The sequence below is a fragment of the Streptomyces sp. NBC_01478 genome (genome assembly GCF_036227225.1).
Classification (GTDB): Bacteria; Actinomycetota; Actinomycetes; order Streptomycetales; family Streptomycetaceae; genus Streptomyces.
In genome coordinates this window covers 5,987,394-6,004,461 of record NZ_CP109444.1, presented here as the reverse complement: position 1 = coordinate 6,004,461, position 17,068 = coordinate 5,987,394, and the positions used below count along the sequence as shown (strand labels likewise).

The 17,068-nt window shown below is 68.5% G+C and carries 15 protein-coding genes and 1 tRNA gene; 9 read left to right on the top strand and 7 right to left on the bottom strand.

The window, feature by feature from the left end; translation table 11 throughout:
- Positions 1–102 precede the first annotated feature (102 nt).
- Positions 103–1,530: an MFS transporter gene (locus OG223_RS27130; protein WP_329253792.1), complete on the top strand. Its 1,428-nt coding sequence runs from the start codon at positions 103–105 to the stop codon at positions 1,528–1,530.
- Between the two features lie 599 nt (positions 1,531–2,129).
- Positions 2,130–3,521 carry a hypothetical protein gene (locus tag OG223_RS27125; RefSeq protein WP_329253788.1) on the top strand — a complete coding sequence of 464 codons (1,392 nt, stop codon included), beginning with the start codon at positions 2,130–2,132 and terminating at the stop codon, positions 3,519–3,521.
- A 78-nt stretch (positions 3,522–3,599) separates the two neighbouring features.
- On the opposite strand, the gene OG223_RS27120 is transcribed toward OG223_RS27125, so the two are convergent.
- Positions 3,600–3,683: transfer RNA gene (locus tag OG223_RS27120), tRNA-Leu, on the bottom strand.
- Between the two features lie 557 nt (positions 3,684–4,240).
- Between OG223_RS27120 and OG223_RS27115 the strand changes: the two genes are divergently transcribed.
- From OG223_RS27115 to pknB, 6 genes are all read left to right on the top strand, one after another.
- Entirely contained in the window at positions 4,241–5,083 is an 843-nt protein-coding gene (locus OG223_RS27115; RefSeq protein ID WP_329253785.1) for a DUF3662 and FHA domain-containing protein, read from the top strand.
- Between the two features lie 10 nt (positions 5,084–5,093).
- A complete protein-coding gene (locus tag OG223_RS27110) occupies positions 5,094–5,615 on the top strand; it encodes an FHA domain-containing protein FhaB/FipA (protein ID WP_043675935.1) in 522 nt (173 codons plus the stop codon).
- A 91-nt stretch (positions 5,616–5,706) separates the two neighbouring features.
- Positions 5,707–7,245: a Stp1/IreP family PP2C-type Ser/Thr phosphatase gene (locus tag OG223_RS27105; RefSeq protein WP_329265493.1), complete on the top strand. Its 1,539-nt coding sequence runs from the start codon at positions 5,707–5,709 to the stop codon at positions 7,243–7,245.
- A 30-nt stretch (positions 7,246–7,275) separates the two neighbouring features.
- A complete protein-coding gene (locus OG223_RS27100) occupies positions 7,276–8,718 on the top strand; it encodes an FtsW/RodA/SpoVE family cell cycle protein (protein ID WP_329253781.1) in 1,443 nt (480 codons plus the stop codon).
- Positions 8,715–10,202 carry a peptidoglycan D,D-transpeptidase FtsI family protein gene (locus OG223_RS27095; protein WP_329253778.1) on the top strand — a complete coding sequence of 496 codons (1,488 nt, stop codon included), beginning with the start codon at positions 8,715–8,717 and terminating at the stop codon, positions 10,200–10,202. The genes OG223_RS27100 and OG223_RS27095 overlap by 4 nt, the downstream gene beginning before the upstream one ends.
- 170 nt (positions 10,203–10,372) lie before the next feature.
- The gene (gene pknB, locus OG223_RS27090) at positions 10,373–12,364 is read left to right on the top strand and encodes a Stk1 family PASTA domain-containing Ser/Thr kinase (protein ID WP_329253775.1); all 1,992 of its coding nucleotides are present in this window, start codon (positions 10,373–10,375) and stop codon (positions 12,362–12,364) included.
- A gap of 87 nt (positions 12,365–12,451) precedes the next feature.
- Here pknB and OG223_RS27085 read toward each other — a convergent pair whose 3' ends face one another.
- The 6 genes from OG223_RS27085 to OG223_RS27060 are packed head-to-tail and all read right to left on the bottom strand — an operon-like array spanning position 12,452 to position 16,629.
- A complete protein-coding gene (locus tag OG223_RS27085; protein WP_329253772.1) occupies positions 12,452–13,207 on the bottom strand; it encodes a class E sortase in 756 nt (251 codons plus the stop codon).
- Positions 13,208–13,213: 6 nt separating this feature from the next.
- Positions 13,214–14,296, bottom strand: a complete 1,083-nt coding sequence (locus OG223_RS27080; protein WP_329253770.1) for a class E sortase — start codon at positions 14,294–14,296, stop codon at positions 13,214–13,216.
- Positions 14,293–14,931, bottom strand: coding sequence for an aminodeoxychorismate/anthranilate synthase component II (locus OG223_RS27075; protein WP_200676921.1), 639 nt, complete (start codon positions 14,929–14,931; stop codon positions 14,293–14,295). The genes OG223_RS27080 and OG223_RS27075 overlap by 4 nt, the downstream gene beginning before the upstream one ends.
- On the bottom strand, positions 14,928–15,137 hold the full coding sequence (locus OG223_RS27070) for a hypothetical protein (RefSeq protein ID WP_329253767.1): 210 nt from the start codon (positions 15,135–15,137) through the stop codon (positions 14,928–14,930). The genes OG223_RS27075 and OG223_RS27070 overlap by 4 nt, the downstream gene beginning before the upstream one ends.
- 4 nt (positions 15,138–15,141) lie before the next feature.
- The gene (locus OG223_RS27065) at positions 15,142–15,828 is read right to left on the bottom strand and encodes a class E sortase (protein WP_329253764.1); all 687 of its coding nucleotides are present in this window, start codon (positions 15,826–15,828) and stop codon (positions 15,142–15,144) included.
- Positions 15,829–15,849: 21 nt separating this feature from the next.
- Complete coding sequence (locus OG223_RS27060) at positions 15,850–16,629, bottom strand: DUF881 domain-containing protein (protein WP_329253761.1); 780 nt, start codon at positions 16,627–16,629, stop codon at positions 15,850–15,852.
- 142 nt (positions 16,630–16,771) lie between these two features.
- Here OG223_RS27060 and crgA point away from each other — a divergent pair, with 142 nt between their 5' ends.
- The gene (gene crgA / locus OG223_RS27055; RefSeq protein WP_019073554.1) at positions 16,772–17,026 is read left to right on the top strand and encodes a cell division protein CrgA; all 255 of its coding nucleotides are present in this window, start codon (positions 16,772–16,774) and stop codon (positions 17,024–17,026) included.
- The last annotated feature ends 42 nt before the right edge of the window (positions 17,027–17,068 follow it).

The window sequence follows — 17,068 nt, the reverse complement described above, 5'->3', positions numbered from 1 at the left end:
GAGATGCTCAGCTCACGGCCTTGTGCAACACCCTTCGGGCCGGCGGCCCCTCCGTCGAACCCCGGATCTGCGGGGCGAGGCCCGGCTGAGAGGATTGTTGGCATGGTCAAGACACCCGCCGACACCCGCCTACCCACCCGCTCGTCCCGCAAGGCCGTACCGACCTGGGCGGTGGTGCTCACGGTGTGCGCGGGACAGTTCCTGGTCGTCCTCGATGTGTCGGTGGTCAACACCGCGCTGCCGTCGATGCGGGCCGGCCTGGGGCTCAGCGCGATCGGGCTGCAGTGGGTGGTCAACGCGTACTCGATCGCGTTCGCCGGGTTCATGCTGCTCGGCGGCCGGGCCGGGGACCTGTTCGGGCGCAAGCGGATGTTCCTCGTCGGGCTCGCCCTGTTCACGGCCGCTTCCCTCGCGGGCGGACTCGCCCAGGAGGGCTGGCACCTGCTCGCCGCCCGGGCCGTCCAGGGCCTCGGCGCGGCCGTGCTCGCCCCGTCCACGCTCACCCTGCTCACCTCGGCCGTGTCCGAAGGGCCCGCGCGGGTGCGGGTCATCGGGACCTGGACGGCGGTCGGTGCGGGCGGCGGTGCGGTCGGTGGCGCGGTCGGCGGAGTGCTCACCGATCTGATTTCCTGGCGCTGGGTGCTGCTCATCAACGTGCCCGTCGGTGTGCTCGTCCTCGCGGCGGGCGTGCGCTGGCTGACCGAGAGCCGGGGCGGCGAGCGGCGGCGGCTCGACCTGCCGGGCGCACTGCTTGTCACGGCGGGCCTCGCCACGCTCGCGTACGGGATCGTGCAGACCGAGGTCGAAGGGTGGACGGCGCCCGCGACGCTCGTGCCGCTCGTCACAGGGCTGCTGCTCATCGTGGCGTTCCTCCTGGTCGAGGCGCGGACCAAGGCTCCGCTGATGCCGCTCGGGCTCTTCCGGGTGCGGTCGGTGGCGGCGGCGAACGCGACGATGATGATCTCCGGCGCGGCCATGTTCGCCATGTGGTTCTTCATGACGGTGTACGCGCAGAACGTGCTCGGCTACTCGCCGGTCCAGGCCGGATTCGCCCTCGTACCGTCGTCGTTGACGGGGGTCGTCGGGTCGAAGCTGGCGCCGCGCCTGATGCCGGTGATCGGGGCGAAGAACGTCACGGTCGTCGGGCTCCTGGTGGCCGCGGCCGGGGTCGGCTGGCAGTCGACGATGACCCCGGACGGCTCGTATGTCACGTCGATCCTGCTGCCGGGCATGCTGATGATGCTCGGTGCGGGCCTGGCCTCGACGCCTCTCTCGTCCCTGGCGACATCGGGCGCTGCGCCCGGTGACGTGGGTCTGGTGTCCGGCCTTATCAACACGTCGCGCACGATGGGCGGCGCGCTCGGCCTGTCGATCCTGTCGACGGTCGCGGCGGCGCGCACGGCCGGAGCGCCGGGTGCGGCGGCCCTCACGGACGGGTACGCGGCCGCGTTCCGCACGAGTGGGCTGATCCTGCTCGGCGGCGTGGTGCTCGTCCTGCTGTGGATGCCCAGGGCCGACCGGGAACGGTGATTCATCGGATCGACCGGAGGCGCCAACTCCACTGATCCGTAAGACAGTTACCCCTATGACATTCGTCCCGCCGAAGTCCTGACGGTTGGTCCTGCCGCCGGGCGCCCTCGCCTCCGTACCGTCGGGCATGACATCAGCTCTGGAACTCGGCGGGGTCGTCCGGACCTCGGCGGCGTGCGTGCCGCGGCCGGCATCGACCTGACCGTCGCGCGCGGCGAGACCGTCGCACTGCTCGGCCGCAACGGCGCCACGCAGCCGGCCGAGCGATCGCCACGAGCGCCTCCTGGCGATGCGCACCGAGCGTCGACGCCGACGCCGCGATCGAGGAAGTCGACAACAGCCAACTCGTCCCACTGCTGGAGGAGTTCGTCCACCTCCCGCGAGGCCGCCACCGCACCCTGCACCTCAGAAACCTCCTGACCGGCCTCCACATCTGCACCCAGGACACCGGCGGCAAGATCGTCCTGGAGCGGGTCACGGACATCCTGTACGTCCGCATCGGCCAGCGGCTGCGCGCCCGGCTCGACATACCCGAGTACGAAGACCACGACCGGGGATTCGAGGCGGCATACGCCGTTGTCCGGCGTCTCTTCCACTCCATGAAGGACGCGATGAACCCCTCCCCGTTGCCGCCCGACGGACACCTCTCGCGAGAGAAGGCCGGCGAGCTGATGGCGGCAGCCGACATCGACGACCTGGCGGAGCGGGAGCGGCGCCTGGCGCTGTTCACCGAGTTCGCGCTGGATGCCTCCGTGCGGCCCCTCCACGGCCTCCTGGCGGAGCTGGCGGAGGTCTCCCTGGGCATCGCCACCCCTGTCCGCACGTTCTCCTGCGGCCGTGCCACGAACGGGCCCGAGCTCGCCACCGACCCCGACGCCGGCTGGTACGTACGCGACGGCGACCACCGCGACCCCGACGCACCGGTCTCCGACTCCATGCGCCCGCCTCCACCGCCCGCCAAGAAGGGCAAAGCCCAGACCTCCAAGCGCAAGAAGAAGACCTCGCTCAAGAAGAAGTACCTCTACGGCTACGACGCCCACCTCATCGTGACCCGTGACACCGAACACGACACCGTGCTCCTCGACGACGGCACCCCGAACCCCGACGTCCTCCCGGCCCTCGTCCTCGGCGTCGCCCTCGACAAGCCCGGGCAGCGCCCGGCCTACAACGGCCTGAAGGTCCTCAACCGGCTCCAGGAACGCGGATACAAACCCGGCTACCTCGCCGGCGACCGCGCCTACAACAACTCCGAGCCCACGGAGTGGCAGATCCCCGTCCGGGCCATGGGCTACAAGCCCGTCTACGACTACCGGGAAGACCAGCTCGGCAAACAGGCCGGAACGGAGGGCTCGATCCTCGTCGAGGGCCGCTGGTACTGCCCGTCCATGCCGGAGCCCCTCATCAACGCCACGATCGACCTGTACGCCGAGCGCATCGACCGGGAGACCTGGGTCCGGCTGATCGCCGCCCGCCGCGGCTACCGCCTCATGCCGAAACAGAACGCCGATGACGACGGCTACCAGCGGATGATGTGCCCCGCCGAAGCGGGCAAGGCCCAGTGCCTCATCAAGCCCCACACCCTGGGCCGCGGCATCCACCTCCCCCTCATCGACCCGAAACCCAGCCCAGCGGGCCCGGTCAAGGTCTGCCGCCAGAACGCCATCACCGTCAGCCCGGAAGCCGGCGCCAAGCAGTGGCAGGTCCTGGAGTACGGCGGCCCGGACTGGCAGAAGGTCTACTTCCGGCTTCGCAACAGCGTCGAGGGCTACAACGGCTACGCCAAGAACCCCCTCGCCGAAGGCATCGAAGCCGCGGGCTCACGCCGCATCCGCGGCATCGCGGCCCAGACGATCCTCCTGGCCTTCCAACTGGCCCACGCCAACCGCCGCAAGATCAAGAAGTGGCTCGAGAGCTCCTACTCGGAGGTGAGCGCCCCCGGCGGTGAGGTATCTCACGGCCGGGGCCCTGCCACGTCCCCGTCCGGGTCGTAGCCCGGCACACCAACGAGAAACGGACCCCCACCATGACTTTCGTCACTGGTGAGAGCCCGTTTCGTCGGTTTCTCTCTGTGCGCGAGGGGGGAGTTGAACCCCCACGCCCTTTCGGGCACTGGAACCTGAATCCAGCGCGTCTGCCTATTCCGCCACCCGCGCATTGGGTGTGTCCTCAGGCCCTTCCCCTGGGGGGCTGGCGCCTTCCGACATGCAGAAGATTAGCACGGTGCACGGGGTGGATTCACATCGCTTTCCCCTGAGCAGGACCCCCCGTTCCCCGAGCGGAACGCCCCGCCCGGGGCCCCCACCAGGCCCCCACTCGGCCCCCGCCGACGCCCGCCACCTCCCCCCAGGCCCACCCCACACCACCGCCCCCCACCCCGCCGAACACCCCACACCGCCCACCACGTATCAACGTGGACCGGTTCACGTATCAACCTCGTACCGGTAACCGCCATCTCCCCAGGAGGGGGGCAAGGTCCACAGTCAGGTGCGGGACACTTGTCTGCGGCCCCCTCTACGATCCTGGGCAGGAGTACTGACAGGAGTAGGGGCAGAAGGAGTTCGACCGGGCCGACAAGGGGGAACCAGCCGATTTACCGGCGCGTGGATACGATCAGTAAGCAGTACCAAGGCAGTCAGCACGACAATCACCACGACAGCCGGCACGGCGGTCGCTACGACAGCCAGTGCGGCGACGACGGAGGAGGTGCCCCATGGGAGTCCTGAAGAAGTTCGAGCAACGCCTCGAAGGTCTGGTCAACGGCACCTTCGCCAAGGTGTTCAAGTCCGAGGTCCAGCCGGTCGAGATCGCCGGCGCGCTCCAGCGGGAGTGCGACAACAACGCGACGATCTGGAACCGCGACCGGACCGTCGTACCCAACGACTTCATCGTGGAGCTGAGCACGCCGGACTTCGAGCGGCTCAGCCCCTACTCCGGCCAGCTCGGTGACGAGCTCGCCGGGATGGTGCGCGACTACGCCAAGCAGCAGCGCTACACCTTCATGGGACCCATCAAGGTCCACCTGGAGAAGGCGGACGACCTCGACACCGGTCTGTACCGGGTGCGCAGCCGTACGCTCGCCTCCTCCACCAACCAGCAGGCTCCCGGCACCCCCGCTCCGGCGGCACCGCCGGCCGGACGGCCCGGCGGCTACGGCTATCCGCCCGCCGCCCCCGCGAGCGCACCGCCGCCGATGCCGGCCGCACCGCCGCCCGGCGGTCGCGGCTCGGCGCCGTACCTCCAGCCCGCGCCCGCCGCCCCGGCGCCCGGTGTGCGGATGCGGTACTGGGTGGAGATCAACGGCGCACGCCATCAGATCTCCCGCGCGACGTTGGTGATGGGCCGCAGCACCGAAGCCGACGTGCGGATCGACGACCCCGGCGTATCCCGCCGGCACTGTGAGATCCGGACCGGAACGCCCTCGACGATCCAGGATCTCGGGTCCACCAACGGCATCGTGGTGGACGGGCAGCACACCACCCGCGCTACGCTCCGCGACGGCTCGCGGATCGTCGTGGGCAGTACCACCATCATTTACCGGCAAGCCGAAGGGTGAAGCGGGGGCAATGTCAGAGCTGACCCTCACGGTCATGCGGCTGGGTTTCCTGGCCGTACTGTGGCTGTTCGTGATCGTGGCCGTGCAGGTCATCCGCAGCGACCTGTTCGGAACGCGTGTCACTCAGCGCGGCTCGCGACGGGACGCGGGACGGCCGCAGCAGCAGGCCGCCCGCCAGGCGGCACCTCCGCAGCAGCGCCAGCAGCAACCGAGCGGGGGCGGCCGGCAGCGCCGTAACGCCCCCACCAAACTCGTCGTCAGTGAGGGAATCCTCACGGGTACGACCGTCGCGCTCCAGGGCCAGACCATCACCCTGGGCCGGGCGCACGATTCGACGATCGTGCTGGACGACGACTACGCGTCCAGCCGTCATGCCAGGATCTACCCGGACCGCGACGGCCAGTGGATCGTCGAGGACCTCGGATCCACGAACGGCACGTACCTGGACCGGTCCCGGCTGACGACCCCCACACCGATTCCGCTGGGCGCGCCGATCCGCATCGGCAAGACCGTCATCGAGCTGCGGAAGTAGTACAGACAATGAGCGAGCGGAGCGAGCACGCAGCGGCGGACCGCCTGGCGGACCCCGGCGCGCTCCCGACCGGAGGGTGGGCACCGTGCGGATGTACCCGGAGCCGACGGGCGAGGTGCGCATGAGTCTGTCACTGCGCTTCGCCGCCGGATCGCACAAAGGCATGATCCGCGAGGGCAACGAGGACTCCGGCTACGCCGGTCCCCGTCTCCTCGCGATCGCCGACGGGATGGGCGGCCAGGCCGCCGGTGAGGTCGCCTCCTCCGAGGTGATCTCGACCATCGTCTCGCTGGACGACGACGTGCCGGGCTCCGACATCCTCACCTCGCTCGGCACCGCCGTGCAGCGGGCCAACGACCAGTTGCGGATGATGGTCGAGGAGGACCCCCAACTGGAGGGCATGGGCACCACGCTCACCGCCCTGCTGTGGACCGGGCAGCGGCTCGGCCTCGTCCATGTCGGGGACTCCCGCGCCTACTTGCTGCGCGACGGCGTGCTGACCCAGATCACCCAGGACCACACGTGGGTGCAGCGGCTGGTCGACGAGGGGCGGATCACCGAGGAAGAGGCCACCACCCACCCGCAGCGCGCGCTCCTGATGCGTGCGCTCGGCAGTGGCGACCACGTCGAGCCGGACCTGTCGATCCGTGAAGTCCGCGCCGGCGACCGGTACTTGATCTGTTCCGACGGGCTGTCGGGAGTCGTCTCCCACCAGACGATGGAGGACACCCTCGCCAGCTACCAGGGCCCCCAGGAGACCGTGCAGGAGCTGATCCAGCTCGCGCTGCGCGGCGGCGGCCCCGACAACATCACGGTGATCATCGCCGACGTCCTCGACCTCGACACCGGCGACACCCTCGCCGCGCAGCTCTCGGACACCCCGGTGATCGTCGGCGCGGTCGCCGAGAACCAGCTCCACCAGCACGACAACGGCATCATGCAGACCCCGGCCGGCCGTGCCTCCGGACTCGGCCGCCAGGTGCCCGGACAGGGCGGCGGGGGCGGCGAGTTCGGCCCGCCCGGCTCCGGCGACACCACCGGCTACGTCCCCGAGGGCAGCTTCGGGGACTACACCGACGACGACTTCGTGAAGCCCTCCAAGGGCCGCAGGTGGTTCAAGAGATCCTTCTACACCGTGCTCGCGCTCGCCGTCATCGGCGGTGGCCTGTACGGCGGCTGGCGCTGGACGCAGACGCAGTACTTCGTCGGTGCCAACGGCGAACACGTCGCGCTGTACCGGGGCATCAGCCAGGACCTCGCCTGGGTCTCGCTGTCGAAGGTGGAGAAGGACCACCCCGACATCGAACTCAAGTACCTGCCGCCCTACCAGCAGAAGCAGGTCAAGGCGACGATCGCCGAGGGCGGTCTCCAGGACGCCCAGAAGAAGATCGCCGACCTGGCCGTGCAGGCCTCCGCGTGCAAGAAGGAGTCCGAGCGCGAGAGTGCCGCGAGCAAGCCCGGCGGCACCACGGGAACCACCAGCACCTCGCTCACGTCCAAGGCCACGCCGAAGCCGACTCCTTCGACCTCGACTTCGACGTCCCCGTCCCCGACCCCGTCTGCGACTCCCAGCCCCGGTCCCAGTCTTTCGGAGGAAGAGCAGCAGGTCGTCTCGCAGTGCAGCAAGTAATAGGCAAGCCGTGAGAGGCCCCGTCACACGATGAGCAGTTCTACCAACACGCCGTCGCACCACACGTCCACGATCGGCTCCATCGGCGCACCGAGCCGGCGCAACACCGAGCTGGCGCTCCTGGTGTTCGCGGTCGTCATCCCGGTCTTCGCCTACGCCAACGTGGGCCTGGCCATCGACGACAAGGTGCCGACCGGGCTGCTGAGTTACGGCCTGGGCCTCGGCCTGCTGGCCGGCGTCGCGCATCTGGGCGTGCGCAAGTTCGCGCCGTACGCGGACCCGCTGCTCCTGCCGCTGGCCACGCTGCTCAACGGCCTGGGGCTCGTCATCATCTGGCGGCTCGACCAGTCGAAGCTGCTGCAGTCCATCGGCCAGGCGGGCAACGCGGCGCCACGGCAACTGCTCTACACCGCGCTGGGCATCGCGTTCTTCGTGGTGGTGCTGATCTTCCTCAAGGACCACCGCGTCCTGCAGCGCTACACGTACATCTCGATGTTCGCCGCCCTGGTGCTGCTCCTGCTGCCGCTGGTGCCCGGCCTCGGGGCCAACATCTACGGCGCCAAGATCTGGATCAAGATCCCCGGCCTCGGCTCCCTGCAGCCCGGTGAGTTCGCGAAGATCGCCCTCGCCGTCTTCTTCGCCGGCTACCTGATGGTGAAGCGCGACGCGCTCGCCCTGGCCAGCCGCCGCTTCATCGGCCTGTATCTGCCGCGCGGCCGCGACCTCGGCCCGATCCTGGTCGTCTGGTTCATCTCGATCCTGATCCTGGTCTTCGAGACGGACCTCGGCACCTCGCTGCTGTTCTTCGGAATGTTCATCATCATGCTGTACGTCGCCACCGAGCGGACCAGTTGGATCGTCTTCGGTCTGCTGATGTCCGCGGCCGGCGCGGTCGGTGTGGCCACCTTCGAACCGCACGTCCAGCAGCGTGTCCAGGCCTGGCTGGACCCGATGAAGGAGTACAAGCTCAGCCAGGCGGGCTCGGCCGGCCACTCCGAGCAGTCGATGCAGGCGCTGTGGGCCTTCGGCTCCGGCGGCACCCTCGGCAGCGGCCTCGGCCAGGGCCACTCCGACCTGATCCGGTTCGCCGCCAACTCCGACTTCATCCTCGCCACCTTCGGCGAGGAGCTGGGCCTGGCCGGCATCATGGCGATCCTGCTGATCTACGGCCTGATCGTGGAGCGCGGCGTACGCACCGCGCTGGCCGCCCGCGACCCGTTCGGCAAGCTGCTCGCCGTCGGCCTGTCCGGCGCCTTCGCCCTCCAGGTCTTCGTGGTGGCCGGCGGCGTCATGGGCCTCATCCCGCTGACCGGTATGACCATGCCGTTCATGGCCTACGGCGGTTCCTCCGTGCTGGCCAACTGGGCGCTCATCGGCATCCTGATCCGCATCAGCGACACCGCCCGCCGGCCGGCCCCCGCGCCCGCTCCCAGTCCCGACGCCGAGATGACCCAGGTGGTCCGCCCGTCATGAACAAGCCCCTGCGCCGGATCGCGCTCTTCTGCGGCCTCCTGGTCCTCACCCTGCTGCTGCGCGACAACTGGCTCCAGTACGTCAAGACCGACAGCCTCAAGGAAGACCCGAAGAACCGCCGGGTCACCATCGCGCGCTACTCCACCCCGCGCGGCGACATCATCGTCGACGGCAACCCGATCACCGGTTCCACCGAGACCAGCACGTCCGGGCTGAACGACCTGAAGTACAAGCGCACGTACAAGAACGGCGCGATGTGGGCGCCGGTCACGGGATACGCCTCGCAGGCCTTCGGCGCCAACCAACTCGAGTCCATCGAGGACGGCATCCTCTCCGGCACCGACGACCGGCTCTTCTTCCGCAACACCCTCGACATGATCACGGGCAAGGCGAAGTCGGGCGGCAACGTCGTCACCACCCTCAACGAGGCCGCGCAGAAGGCCGCGTGGAGCGGTCTGACGAAGCAGGGCGGCAAGGGCGCGGTCGTCGCCCTCGACCCGTCCACCGGCAAGATCCTGGCGCTGGCGTCCTACCCGTCGTACGACCCGTCGTCGTTCGCCGGGAACTCCACCTCCACGGACTCCAAGGCCTGGCAGAAGCTCCAGAAGAAGTACGACCCGAACGACCCGATGCTCAACCGGGCGCTGCGCGAGACCTACCCTCCGGGCTCCACCTTCAAGGTGGTCACCGCGGCCGCCGCCCTGGAGAACAACCTGTACTCGTCCGCCGACTCGGCGACCGACTCGCCGCTGCCCTACATCATGAAGGGCACCACGACCGAGCTGAAGAACGAGGGCAGCATCCCCTGCAAGAACGCGACCATGCGCGTCGCGCTGCAGTACTCCTGCAACACCGTCTTCGGCAAGATCGGCTCGGACCTCGGCAACGACAAGATGCTGGCCGAGGCGAAGAAGTTCGGCTTCGACTCCGAGCAGTTCACCCCGATCCGCTCCAGCGCCTCGGTCTTCTCCGACAACATGAACTCCTCGCAGACCGCGCTCTCCTCGATCGGCCAGTTCAACACCGCGGCGACCCCGCTGCAGATGGCCATGGTCGCCTCCGCGGTCGCCAACGACGGCAAGCTGATGAAGCCGTACATGGTCGACAAGCTCCAGTCGTCGGGCGTCGACACCATCGCGCAGACCGAGCCGGAGGAGATGAGCCAGCCGCTCTCCTCGAAGAACGCGCAGATCCTGCAGTCGATGATGGAGACGGTCGTCGAGAAGGGCACGGGCACGAAGGCGAAGATCGACGGCGTCACCGTCGGCGGCAAGACCGGTACCGCCCAGCACGGCGTCGACAACAGCGAGAACCCGTACGCCTGGTTCCTCTCCTACGCCAAGCTCCCCGACGGCAGCTCGCCGGTGGCCGTGGCCGTGGTCATCGAGGACTCCAGCGCCAACCGTGACGACATCTCCGGCGGCGGCCTCGCGGCCCCCATCGCGAAGAGCGTGATGGAGGCGGTCATCGACAGCAAGAAGTGACCCCGATCACGTCCCCTTCACATCGGTGCACGTTGGGATACCGGTCCTGTATCGGGTGACGGGCTTGGCCAGGTCACACAGAGCCAGCCGGGTACGGTAGGCCCGGACGGCTAGCCTCCGACCGCACATCCGTGCGGGTCGGGACCGACGGAGAGGGCTGGTAGGGAACTATGGAAGAGCCGCGTCGCCTCGGCGGCCGGTACGAGCTGGGCCAGGTGCTCGGCCGTGGTGGCATGGCGGAGGTATACCTCGCCCATGACACACGCCTCGGCCGCACGGTGGCGGTGAAGACGCTGCGCGTCGACCTTGCGCGCGACCCTTCCTTCCAGGCCCGGTTCCGCCGGGAGGCCCAGTCGGCCGCCTCGCTCAACCATCCCGCGATCGTCGCGGTCTACGACACGGGCGAGGATTACGTCGACGGGGTCTCGATCCCGTACATCGTCATGGAGTACGTCGACGGCTCCACGCTCCGTGAGCTGCTCCACAGCGGCCGCAAGCTGCTGCCGGAGCGCACGCTGGAGATGACCATCGGCATCCTCCAGGCCCTGGAGTACTCACACCGGGCCGGCATCGTCCACCGCGACATCAAACCGGCCAACGTCATGCTGACGCGCACCGGCCAGGTCAAGGTGATGGACTTCGGCATCGCCCGCGCGATGGGCGACTCCGGCATGACGATGACGCAGACGTCCGCGGTGATCGGCACCGCCCAGTACCTCTCCCCGGAGCAGGCGAAGGGCGAGCAGGTCGACGCCCGCTCGGACCTCTACTCGACGGGCTGCCTCCTCTACGAACTCCTGACCGTGCGGCCGCCGTTCGTGGGCGACTCCCCGGTCGCGGTCGCGTACCAGCACGTACGGGAGGAGCCGCAGCCTCCGTCGGTCTTCGACCCCGAGATCACGCCCGAGATGGACGCGATCGTCCTGCGGGCCCTGGTCAAGGACCCCAACTACCGCTACCAGTCCGCCGACGACATGCGCATGGACATCGAGGCCTGCCTCGACGGCCAGCCGGTCGCGGCGACGGCGGCGATGGGTTCGGTCGGCTACGGCGGTTACGGCGACGACCAGCCGACCACGGCCCTGCGCTCCGACGCGGGTGCCGGCGCCACGACGATGCTGCCCCCGATGAACCCGGACGACGGCGGCTTCGGCTACGACGACCGCCCCGACCGGCGCCGCCAGCAGAAGAAGTCGAACACCTCGACGATCCTGCTGGTCGTGGCGGCGGTACTGGTTCTGGTGGGCGCGATCCTGATCGGGAAATGGGCGTTCAGCGGGAGCGGGGGCGCGGACAAGCCGTTCGCGGCTCCGAACTTCGTCGGCCAGACCTACGACACCGCGAAGACCATGGCCGTCAACTCCGGCCTGAAGCTGGCGGAACCCACCCGCAAGGCCTGCGAGAACGCGCCGAAGGGCAGCGTCTGCTCACAGGACCCGAAGCCGAACGCCGACGTCCACAAGGGCGACACCGTCAACCTGGTCGTCTCGACCGGGGCCCCGAAGGTCGTCGTACCGAGTGTCGTCGGCCAGAACGTCGACGACGCCACCTCGACGCTCGAGGGCGACAAGTACAAGTTCGTCGTGAAGACACAGCAGAAGGTGTCCGGCGAGGACCCGGGCACTGTTCTGGACCAGAACCCGGCACTCGGCGCGGAGGTCCAGAAGGGCACCACCATCACCCTGACCGTCGCCAAGGCCCAGGAGAAGTCCACGGTCCCGGACGTCAGTGGTCAGAGCTGTGACGACGCCAAGAAGCAGATGCAGCAGAACGACCTCGTCGGCAACTGCACCGAGGTGGCGACCACCGACACGAACCTGAACGGCAAGGTCGTCACGACCTCGCCCTCGGCCGGGACACAGGTCGACAAGAACTCGTCGGTCAACATCCAGATCGGCAAGGTCTCCCAGACCCAGGTCCCGAACGTCGTCGGCCAGACGGTGGCGAACGCCAAGCAGATCCTGCAGCAGAACGGCTTCACCAACATCCAGTTCGCCGACAACAGCGATCAGGGCGACAACGCGATCGTGACCCAGCAGGACCCGGGCTCGGGCAACCAGGTGGACAACCCCGGCAACACGCAGATCACCCTCACCAGCGTGGGCACCGGCAACGGCAACAACAACGGTGGCGGTGGCTTCTTCGGAGGCAACTCCGGATAGCGGCACCGGTACGACATGACGGAGCCCCGGCACCCTGAGAAGGGTGCCGGGGCTCTTTCGTACGTACGGTGCGCTACGGCCCCGCCGTCAGCGAAGCTCCTTCGGCGGTGTCCGCGCGCTGTCCACCTTGTCGACGCGGACCAGCTCGCCCCACACCACATACCGGTACCGGGACGTGTACACCGGCGTGCAGGTCGTCAGCGTGATGTAGTGGCCGGCCTTCTTCTTGCCGGACTCCGTGGGGATCTGGGCGAGGGTCTTCACGTTGTACTTCGAGGTCTCGGGAAGGATGTCGTAGACCTTGTAGACGTACCACTTGTCCTTCGTCTCGAAGACGATCGGGTCGCCCTTCTCGAGCTTGTCGATGTTGTGGAACTTGGCGCCGTGGCCGTCGCGGTGGGCGGCGAGGGTGAAGTTGCCGTTCTTGCCCGTGGTGGGGAGGGCGGCCTTGACGGGGTCGGTGTAGTAGCCGGCGACGCCGTCGTTCAGGACGCTCGTCTCGGTGCCCTTCTCGACCAGCACCTCGCCGTTCTTCATCGCGGGCACGTGCAGGAAGCCGATGCCGTCCTTGGTGTCGAGGGCGCCCGGACCGCTGTCGTTGTCCTTGGACCAGTTGTTGCGGACCTTGTCGCCCTGCTTGTCGGCCGTGCGGTCGGCGACGACGTTCGTCCACCACAGGGAGTAGACGACGAACAACCCGAGGATCAGGCCCGCCGTGATGAGGAGTTCACCGAAGACGCTGACCGCCGTCGCGACCGGGCCGGCGCCGCGCGGGCGGTCCGGTGGTGACGCGGGCGTGTCGGTCTGCTCTTCGGTGTCGTCGGTGGTCGCTGCCACGTTCATCTGCCCCTACTCGATGAGCGCATCCGGCTTGCCCTTGCTGCGCGGCCGTTCCTCGACCATCTTGCCCCAGACGATCAGCCGGTACTTGCTGGTGAACTCCGGCGTACAGGTCGTCAGCGTGATGTAGCGGCCGGCTTTGGTGAAACCCGAGCCCTTGGGGATGGGGTCGATGACGCTGGTGTTGCTCGGCGACGTCACGGGCAGCGTCTTCGTCATCTTGTAGACGTAGTACGTGGTCTGGGTCTCGACGACGACCTCGTCGCCCGGCTTGAGCTGGTTGATGTACCGGAACGGTTCGCCATGGGTGTTGCGGTGCGCGGCGAGCGCGAAGTTGCCGGTCTTCGCGTCCGGCATCGCGGTCTTGAGCTCGCCCTCGCTGTAGTGCCCGACCATGCCCTTGTCGAGCACCTTCTTGTTGCTGACGCCCTCGGCGATCGGCGCGACCACGTCCAGCTTGGGGATGTGCAGGATGGCGAAGCCCTGCCCCGGCGAGAACTCGCCGGGGGCGCGCTTGCCGCTCGCCCAGTCGTTCTGGAGCTGGCTCGCCTCGCTGCCGGCCTGCGCGTGCGCCCGTACGTTCGTCCACCACAACTGGTAGGTGACGAACAGCAGCATGAGTACACCGGTGGTGATGAACACCTCGCCGATGGCCCGGCTCGCGACGACCGCGGGCCCCGGCTTGTTCGCCCGCTGCCGCCGTCGCGCCTCGACGCGCGAGAGGGGTGCGCCCGCTCCTGGTGCCGCGTTCTCGGCACTCTCCGCGGACTCATCGGCCGCCCCACCGGCCCCATGACGCCCGTGCCGCCCCTTGGCGGCCTTTCTGCGGGCCGCACGCCCGCCTGTGGGGGTTCCTGTGGCGGAAGAGGCGGATGGGGCGTCAGACGCCGATATGGACCTGCCGTGGCCCGTCCGCTCCGGCGAGAGGTCGGCTATCCGCAGCGCCACGGTCTCTTCGTCGACCGGACCGTACGGCACCCCGGGCGCACCCTGCGCCTGCGCGCCGTGCCACTGCTCGAACCCGCCCTGCTCCCCGTACGCCTGCTCCCCGTACGAGGCCTCGGACTCGCGCTCGGGGCGCAGCGCGGTCACGCCGTGGCCCTGCCCACCACCGGGGCGAGCCCCGCCGACCTCGCCACGGCACCTTGGTCGCCGCACTCCACCAGCCAGTTGGCCAGCATCCGGTGTCCGTGCTCGGTGAGCACCGACTCCGGGTGGAACTGGACGCCCTCGACGGGCAGTCGGCGGTGGCGCAGGCCCATGATGATGCCGTCGTGCGTCCGGGCGGTGACTTCCAGCTCGGCCGGGACCGTGCCCGGCTCGGCCGCCAGCGAGTGGTAGCGGGTCGCCGTGAAGGGCGAGGGCAGTCCGGCGAAGACGCCCCTGCCCTCGTGCTCGACGAGCGAGGTCTTGCCGTGCAGCAGTTCGGGGGCGCGGTCCACGACGCCGCCGTAGGCCACCTGCATCGACTGCATGCCGAGGCAGACGCCGAAGACGGGTACCCCGGTCGAGGCGCAGTGCCGCACCATCTCGATGCAGACGCCGGCCTCCTCGGGGGTGCCGGGGCCGGGCGAGAGGAGGACGCCGTCGAAGCCGTCCTGGGCGTGCGCCGTCGACACCTCGTCGTTGCGCAGCACCTCGCACTCGGCGCCCAACTGGTACAGGTACTGGACCAGGTTGAAGACGAAGCTGTCGTAGTTGTCGACGACGAGAATCCGTGCGCTCACTGGTTGTCCACCGTCACATCGTTGAAGGGCAGCAGCGGTTCGGCCCACGGGAAGACGTACTGGAAGAGGATGTAGACGACGGCCAGGGCCAGGACAAGCGAAATCAGCGCCCTCACCCACGCGTTCCCCGGCAGATGCCGCCAGATCCAGCCGTACATGCCGTCCCTTCCGTCGCGCCACGGCACCAGACTCACGCCGTACGTCACCAGACTAACGGCGCAGCGCGGCTGGTCTCCCGGCCTCCACAGGCTGTGTGGAGTCGAGATGGGCCCAGACGATCAGCCGGTGGCTGTGCCCCCACTCCGGATCGCACGTGGTCAGCGTGAGATAGCGGCCCGAAGCCGTGTACCCGGACTTACGTGGCACAGGATCGATCACCTCAATGTCGGTGGGCACTGTTTTGTAAGGCCCTTTGTCGATCCGATACGTGAACCAGGTGGTCCCGTCCGTCAGCACCACCGCGTCACCCACGCGCAGCTCCGGAAAGTTCACGAAGGGGTTGCCGTACGTCCGCCGGTGCCCCGCCACCGCGAAGTTCCCGACCTGCCCCAGCCGCGCGGTGCCGGCGTAGTGGCCGAGCCCCTTCTTGAGGGTGCTGACGTCGGTGTCCTCGAGGACGGGCTTGTTCCACGTGAAACCAAGCCGCGGGATGTACATGATCGCGAAGGGCTTGCCGTCCTTGTACGCGGCCGGCTTCGCCGGAACGGGCGAGGGCGCTGCGGACACCTTCGGGCGCGCGGTCTGCTGCGCCCACTGGTCCTGCAACTGGTGGATCTGGTCGCTCATCGTGTGGTCGGCCTTCACGCCGGTCCAGAAGAGGACGTAGACCACGAAGAGGACGATCAGGGTGCCTACGGTGACGCAGAGTTCGCTGACGCTCCTGACGATCATGCGCACCGGCAGCTCCCGTACGGACGCCTACTCCACTGGCTTCGCGTAGTGCAGATCCACTGTGCCCGAGTACCCGGGAAGAGTCACCGTCCCGTCGTCGGTCACTTTCCACCCGAGCCCGTAGACGTCGACGTACACCATGTAGTTCTGAATCGCCTTGGACGCCGTCAACGCCTGCTGGAGCTTTTCCGGGTCCCCTACGGCCGTGATCTTGTACGGCGGTGAGTAGACCCGGCCCTGGAGGATCAGGGTGTTGCCCACGCAGCGCACGGCGCTGGTCGAGATCAGCCGCTGGTCCATGACCTTGATGCCCTGGGCGCCGCCCTGCCACAGGGCGTTCACCACGGCCTGGAGGTCCTGCTGGTGGATGACGAGGTAGTCGGGCTGCGGCTCGGGGTAGCCGGGGAGCTTGGCGGTGGCGTTGGGCGGGGCGTCGTTGAGGGTGACGGTGACGGCCTTGCCCTTGAGCTGCTGCGCGCCCGCGCTCCGCTCCAGCTTCGTGAGCTTCTCGTCATCGGCGCCCGTGCTGGTGTCGTCCTCCTTTCGGAGGGCGTCGACCTCGTCGCGCAGGACCCCGTTGGCGTCGTTCAGCCGGCCGTTCTTCTGGCTGCGGGTCTGGATGAGGTCGGACAGCTTCAGCAGGGAGGCGTCCGTGCGGATGTTGGTGCCCTTGGCCGTGTTGAAACTGGTGAAGAAGATGAGTCCCGCGAGGGCGAAGACGGCCACCGTGAGAATTCGCACGGGACGGAAACGGCGGATACCGGCAGGACTGGTACCCGTCCCGGGGGAGTCGGCAGAATTGCTCAACGTACCCTTATCTCCTTCGGCGCCGCGGAAGCACTACGCTAACGGACGCCCGGGGGAGCACTCAGTGTCCCCTTGTACGCTGCCCCGGAGCCCGCCCCAGTTCCCTGCGCGGCCACGCAGCGCATCGACAGGAGAGACCCTCGTGCCGAAGTCACGTATCCGCAAGAAGGCCGACTACACGCCGCCGCCGGCGAAGACGGCGACCGCCATCAAGTTGAACAGCCGTGCCTGGGTCGCTCCGGTCATGCTGGCCATGTTCGTCATCGGACTGGCCTGGATCGTCGTCTTCTACGTCACCGACGGCTCCATGCCCATCGACAGCCTGGACAACTGGAACATCGTGGTGGGCTTCGGCTTCATCGCCGCCGGGTTCGGCGTCTCCACGCAGTGGAAGTAGCGGCGGAAGCTGCGGCTGCCACCCGGTGAACGCAGCTCTGCC

What these genes read in the sequence shown, in the direction of transcription:
- OG223_RS27105 (WP_329265493.1), top strand. Translation starts at nt 5,707, where the DNA reads ATGTACCCGGAGCCGACGGGCGAGGTGCGCATGAGTCTGTCACTGCGC.
- OG223_RS27095 (WP_329253778.1), top strand. Translation starts at nt 8,715, where the DNA reads ATGAACAAGCCCCTGCGCCGGATCGCGCTCTTCTGCGGCCTCCTGGTC.
- OG223_RS27130 (WP_329253792.1), top strand. Translation starts at nt 103, where the DNA reads ATGGTCAAGACACCCGCCGACACCCGCCTACCCACCCGCTCGTCCCGC.
- OG223_RS27125 (WP_329253788.1), top strand. Translation starts at nt 2,130, where the DNA reads ATGAAGGACGCGATGAACCCCTCCCCGTTGCCGCCCGACGGACACCTC.
- OG223_RS27110 (WP_043675935.1), top strand. Translation starts at nt 5,094, where the DNA reads ATGTCAGAGCTGACCCTCACGGTCATGCGGCTGGGTTTCCTGGCCGTA.
- pknB (WP_329253775.1), top strand. Translation starts at nt 10,373, where the DNA reads ATGGAAGAGCCGCGTCGCCTCGGCGGCCGGTACGAGCTGGGCCAGGTG.
- OG223_RS27085 (WP_329253772.1), bottom strand. Translation starts at nt 13,207, where the DNA reads ATGAACGTGGCAGCGACCACCGACGACACCGAAGAGCAGACCGACACG.
- OG223_RS27100 (WP_329253781.1), top strand. Translation starts at nt 7,276, where the DNA reads ATGAGCAGTTCTACCAACACGCCGTCGCACCACACGTCCACGATCGGC.
- OG223_RS27115 (WP_329253785.1), top strand. Translation starts at nt 4,241, where the DNA reads ATGGGAGTCCTGAAGAAGTTCGAGCAACGCCTCGAAGGTCTGGTCAAC.